The 5,590-nt window shown below is 52.6% G+C and carries 1 protein-coding gene, 2 tRNA genes and 3 rRNA genes; 5 read left to right on the top strand and 1 reads right to left on the bottom strand.

Annotation, left to right across the window (positions count from 1 at the left end):
- A partial coding sequence (locus tag R2N11_RS26275; RefSeq protein WP_316682956.1) for a hypothetical protein occupies window positions 1–245 on the bottom strand: 245 nt, incomplete at its 3' end.
- Between the two features lie 160 nt (window positions 246–405).
- On the opposite strand from R2N11_RS26275, the gene R2N11_RS26270 reads away from it, so the two are divergent.
- The 5 genes from R2N11_RS26270 to rrf all read left to right on the top strand — a co-directional run bounded on the left by R2N11_RS26270 (window position 406) and on the right by rrf (window position 5,567).
- A 16S ribosomal RNA gene (locus R2N11_RS26270) occupies window positions 406–1,943 on the top strand.
- A gap of 60 nt (window positions 1,944–2,003) precedes the next feature.
- Window positions 2,004–2,080, top strand: a tRNA-Ile gene (locus R2N11_RS26265).
- 36 nt (window positions 2,081–2,116) lie between these two features.
- Window positions 2,117–2,192 (top strand) — tRNA-Ala (locus R2N11_RS26260).
- Between the two features lie 268 nt (window positions 2,193–2,460).
- Window positions 2,461–5,339, top strand: a 23S ribosomal RNA gene (locus tag R2N11_RS26255).
- A gap of 115 nt (window positions 5,340–5,454) precedes the next feature.
- A 5S ribosomal RNA gene (rrf, locus tag R2N11_RS26250) occupies window positions 5,455–5,567 on the top strand.
- The 16S, 23S and 5S rRNA genes sit together here with 2 tRNA genes alongside, the layout of an rRNA operon.
- Window positions 5,568–5,590 lie beyond the last annotated feature (23 nt).

Here is a 5,590-nt window from a genome sequence, read left to right as displayed (position 1 = left end):
GCGCCGAAACGCAGGTTGAGGCGGTGGTGTCGAGGCGGTGGAGAAGTAGATGTGGTGCGGGTTTCCGGCCGATTGGTGGTGTTGATCGGGTGGGTGTCGCGGTAGTGAGTTAGCAGCGCGTTGAACGATAAAAATTCTTCAGCAAGTTGTTGACAGCGACGAAAAAGCTCTGCATAATCTCGTTTCTCTGCTGCAGCAAACGCAGCGACGCGATAAACAAAGTTGATCGCGAAGTTCTTTAACAAACAAACAGCCGATAAGTGTGGGCGCTTAATACTGGATGCGGCGAATTTATTCGCTAGCTTACAAGTAATGAAGTGCTCGCACAGAAGTAAGGTTTGAACGAAAGTTCAAGTCAGATTCTGAGAGTGAGCGACCGCTCGTAAAGAGCGAAAACAGCAGATTGAACTGAAGAGTTTGATCCTGGCTCAGATTGAACGCTGGCGGCATGCCTTACACATGCAAGTCGAACGGCAGCATGATCTAGCTTGCTAGATTGATGGCGAGTGGCGAACGGGTGAGTAATACATCGGAACGTGCCCTGTAGTGGGGGATAACTAGTCGAAAGATTAGCTAATACCGCATACGACCTGAGGGTGAAAGTGGGGGACCGCAAGGCCTCATGCTATAGGAGCGGCCGATGTCTGATTAGCTAGTTGGTGGGGTAAAGGCCCACCAAGGCGACGATCAGTAGCTGGTCTGAGAGGACGATCAGCCACACTGGGACTGAGACACGGCCCAGACTCCTACGGGAGGCAGCAGTGGGGAATTTTGGACAATGGGGGCAACCCTGATCCAGCAATGCCGCGTGTGTGAAGAAGGCCTTCGGGTTGTAAAGCACTTTTGTCCGGAAAGAAATCGCACTTACTAATATTAGGTGTGGATGACGGTACCGGAAGAATAAGGACCGGCTAACTACGTGCCAGCAGCCGCGGTAATACGTAGGGTCCAAGCGTTAATCGGAATTACTGGGCGTAAAGCGTGCGCAGGCGGTTGTGCAAGACCGATGTGAAATCCCCGGGCTTAACCTGGGAATTGCATTGGTGACTGCACGGCTAGAGTGTGTCAGAGGGGGGTAGAATTCCACGTGTAGCAGTGAAATGCGTAGAGATGTGGAGGAATACCGATGGCGAAGGCAGCCCCCTGGGATAACACTGACGCTCATGCACGAAAGCGTGGGGAGCAAACAGGATTAGATACCCTGGTAGTCCACGCCCTAAACGATGTCAACTAGTTGTTGGGGATTCATTTCCTTAGTAACGTAGCTAACGCGTGAAGTTGACCGCCTGGGGAGTACGGTCGCAAGATTAAAACTCAAAGGAATTGACGGGGACCCGCACAAGCGGTGGATGATGTGGATTAATTCGATGCAACGCGAAAAACCTTACCTACCCTTGACATGCCACTAACGAAGCAGAGATGCATTAGGTGCTCGAAAGAGAAAGTGGACACAGGTGCTGCATGGCTGTCGTCAGCTCGTGTCGTGAGATGTTGGGTTAAGTCCCGCAACGAGCGCAACCCTTGTCTCTAGTTGCTACGAAAGGGCACTCTAGAGAGACTGCCGGTGACAAACCGGAGGAAGGTGGGGATGACGTCAAGTCCTCATGGCCCTTATGGGTAGGGCTTCACACGTCATACAATGGTGCATACAGAGGGTTGCCAAGCCGCGAGGTGGAGCTAATCCCAGAAAATGCATCGTAGTCCGGATCGTAGTCTGCAACTCGACTACGTGAAGCTGGAATCGCTAGTAATCGCGGATCAGCATGCCGCGGTGAATACGTTCCCGGGTCTTGTACACACCGCCCGTCACACCATGGGAGTGGGTTTTGCCAGAAGTAGTTAGCCTAACCGCAAGGGGGGCGATTACCACGGCAGGGTTCATGACTGGGGTGAAGTCGTAACAAGGTAGCCGTATCGGAAGGTGCGGCTGGATCACCTCCTTTAAGAGCGTGCATCCGACGTTAGGCGTCCACACTTATCGGTTTGTTTGATGTTACAGCCAAGGGTCTGTAGCTCAGGTGGTTAGAGCACCGTCTTGATAAGGCGGGGGTCGTAGGTTCAAGTCCTACCAGACCCACCAAGTTACGGACGGTGGAAGATGTTGTCTGCCGTGACTGGGGGATTAGCTCAGCTGGGAGAGCACCTGCTTTGCAAGCAGGGGGTCGTCGGTTCGATCCCGTCATCCTCCACCAAAACCTTTTGGTTGCCAAACGCAAGCATCGACGAAGTGATGTCGATGGTGTTTGCGTTTGGCCTAGCCAAGACGAGCGTAAAAGTTCGGCTGTTCTTTAACAATATGGAATGTAGTAAAGGTGTCGCGGAGCATTGATGAGATGCTCGGTAGTAACGCGACACTGGGTTGTGATTGTATCAACCAGTATTACCAGAGCAATCGAAAGATTGTCTTGGAATACGGCACAACGCGAGAACTCAGCCTATATCGAGACATACTCGTTATAGGGTCAAGCGAATAAGTGCATGTGGTGGATGCCTTGGCGATTACAGGCGATGAAGGACGTAGTAGCCTGCGAAAAGCTGCGGGGAGCTGGCAAACAAGCTTTGATCCGCAGATGTCCGAATGGGGAAACCCGGCCCGTATGGGTCATCTGTTACTGAATACATAGGTAACAGAAGCGAACGCAGCGAACTGAAACATCTAAGTAGCTGTAGGAACAGAAATCAACCGAGATTCCCAAAGTAGTGGCGAGCGAAATGGGATCAGCCTTGTACTCTTTAGCAGTATTGCTAGCAGAACGGAATGGAAAGTCCGGCCATAGCGGGTGATAGCCCCGTATGCGAAAGCAGTATTGTGGAACTAGGTGTACGACAAGTAGGGCGGGACACGTGAAATCCTGTCTGAAGATGGGGGGACCATCCTCCAAGGCTAAATACTCGTAATCGACCGATAGTGAACCAGTACCGTGAGGGAAAGGCGAAAAGAACCCCGGGAGGGGAGTGAAATAGATCCTGAAACCGCATGCATACAAACAGTCGGAGCCTGGAAACGGGTGACGGCGTACCTTTTGTATAATGGGTCAGCGACTTACATTCAGTGGCAAGCTTAACCGATTAGGGAAGGCGTAGCGAAAGCGAGTCCGAATAGGGCGTTCAGTCGCTGGGTGTAGACCCGAAACCAAGTGATCTATCCATGGCCAGGTTGAAGGTGCGGTAACACGTACTGGAGGACCGAACCCACTAACGTTGAAAAGTTAGGGGATGAGCTGTGGATAGGGGTGAAAGGCTAAACAAACTTGGAAATAGCTGGTTCTCTCCGAAAACTATTTAGGTAGTGCCTCGTGTCTCACCTTCGGGGGTAGAGCACTGTCATGGTTGGGGGGTCTATTGCTGATTACCCCGCCATAGCAAACTCCGAATACCGAAGAGTGCAATCACGGGAGACAGACATCGGGTGCTAACGTCCGGTGTCAAGAGGGAAACAACCCAGACCGCCAGCTAAGGTCCCTAAATATTGCTAAGTGGGAAACGAAGTGGGAAGGCTAAAACAGTCAGGAGGTTGGCTTAGAAGCAGCCACCCTTTAAAGAAAGCGTAATAGCTCACTGATCGAGTCGTCCTGCGCGGAAGATGTAACGGGGCTAAGCAATATACCGAAGCTGCGGATGCACGTAAGTGCATGGTAGGAGAGCGTTCTGTAAGCCTGTGAAGGTGTCTTGTAAAGGATGCTGGAGGTATCAGAAGTGCGAATGCTGACATGAGTAGCGATAAAGGGGGTGAAAGGCCCCCTCGCCGTAAGCCCAAGGTTTCCTACGCAACGTTCATCGGCGTAGGGTGAGTCGGCCCCTAAGGCGAGGCAGAGATGCGTAGCTGATGGGAAGCAGGTTAATATTCCTGCACCGTCGTATGATGCGATGGGGGGACGGATCGCGGAAGGTTGTCCGGGTGTTGGATGTCCCGGTCCCTGCATTGGAGATGGCACTTAGGCAAATCCGGGTGCGTGATTCAAGGGTGTGGGGCGAGCGACTTTAGGTCGCGAAGCAATTGGAAGTGGTTCCAAGAAAAGCCTCTAAGCTTCAGTCATACGAGACCGTACCGCAAACCGACACAGGTGGGCGAGATGAGTATTCTAAGGCGCTTGAGAGAACTCGGGAGAAGGAACTCGGCAAATTGGTACCGTAACTTCGGGATAAGGTACGCCCTTGTAGTTTGACTGGCTCGCGCCAGAAGGACGAAGGGGTTGCAATAAAATGGTGGCTGCGACTGTTTAATAAAAACACAGCACTCTGCAAACACGAAAGTGGACGTATAGGGTGTGACGCCTGCCCGGTGCCGGAAGATTAAATGATGGGGTGCAAGCTCTTGATTGAAGTCCCGGTAAACGGCGGCCGTAACTATAACGGTCCTAAGGTAGCGAAATTCCTTGTCGGGTAAGTTCCGACCTGCACGAATGGCGTAACGATGGCCACACTGTCTCCTCCCGAGACTCAGCGAAGTTGAAGTGTTTGTGATGATGCAATCTCCCCGCGGCTAGACGGAAAGACCCCATGAACCTTTACTGTAGCTTTGCATTGGACTTTGAACCGATCTGTGTAGGATAGGTGGGAGGCTTTGAAACCGGGACGCTAGTTTCGGTGGAGCCGACCTTGAAATACCACCCTGGTTTGTTTGAGGTTCTAACCTTGGCCCGTGAATCCGGGTCGGGGACAGTGCATGGTAGGCAGTTTGACTGGGGCGGTCTCCTCCCAAAGTGTAACGGAGGAGTTCGAAGGTACGCTTGGTACGGTCGGACATCGTACCTAAAGTGCAATGGCAAAAGCGTGCTTAACTGCGAGACCGACAAGTCGAGCAGGTGCGAAAGCAGGACATAGTGATCCGGTGGTTCTGTATGGAAGGGCCATCGCTCAACGGATAAAAGGTACTCTGGGGATAACAGGCTGATACCGCCCAAGAGTTCATATCGACGGCGGTGTTTGGCACCTCGATGTCGGCTCATCTCATCCTGGGGCTGTAGCCGGTCCCAAGGGTATGGCTGTTCGCCATTTAAAGAGGTACGTGAGCTGGGTTTAAAACGTCGTGAGACAGTTTGGTCCCTATCTGCCGTGGGCGTTGGAATCTTGACGGGGGCTGCTCCTAGTACGAGAGGACCGGAGTGGACGTACCGCTGGTGTACCTGTTGTCTCGCCAGAGGCATCGCAGGGTAGCTATGTACGGAAGAGATAACCGCTGAAAGCATCTAAGCGGGAAACTTGCCTGAAGATGAGGATTCCCTGGAGACTTGATCTCCCTGAAGGGTCGTTCGAGACCAGGACGTTGATAGGCTGGGTGTGGAAGCGCAGTAATGCGTTCAGCTAACCAGTACTAATTGCCCGTGCGGCTTGATCCTATAACCGGTATGTTTCCGGCTGGGTCTGCCTTGTGCCTGATACACATACACAACCTAAACTACATTCCCATATTGGCGGCGTTGACCTCGGAGTCAGCGACGCGACAAGTTATAGCCTGGTGACCATAGCGAGTCGGTACCACCCCTTCCCATCCCGAACAGGACCGTGAAACGACTCCGCGCCGATGATAGTGCGGATTCCCGTGTGAAAGTAGGTCATCGCCAGGCTCTCCCATAAAACACCCCAGCTC

This window comes from Ralstonia flaminis (assembly GCF_958415495.1).
Lineage (GTDB): Bacteria > Pseudomonadota > Gammaproteobacteria > Burkholderiales > Burkholderiaceae > Ralstonia > Ralstonia flaminis.
Note: the sequence above shows the minus strand (reverse complement) of the source record. Positions and strands in the feature narration are given on the sequence as shown.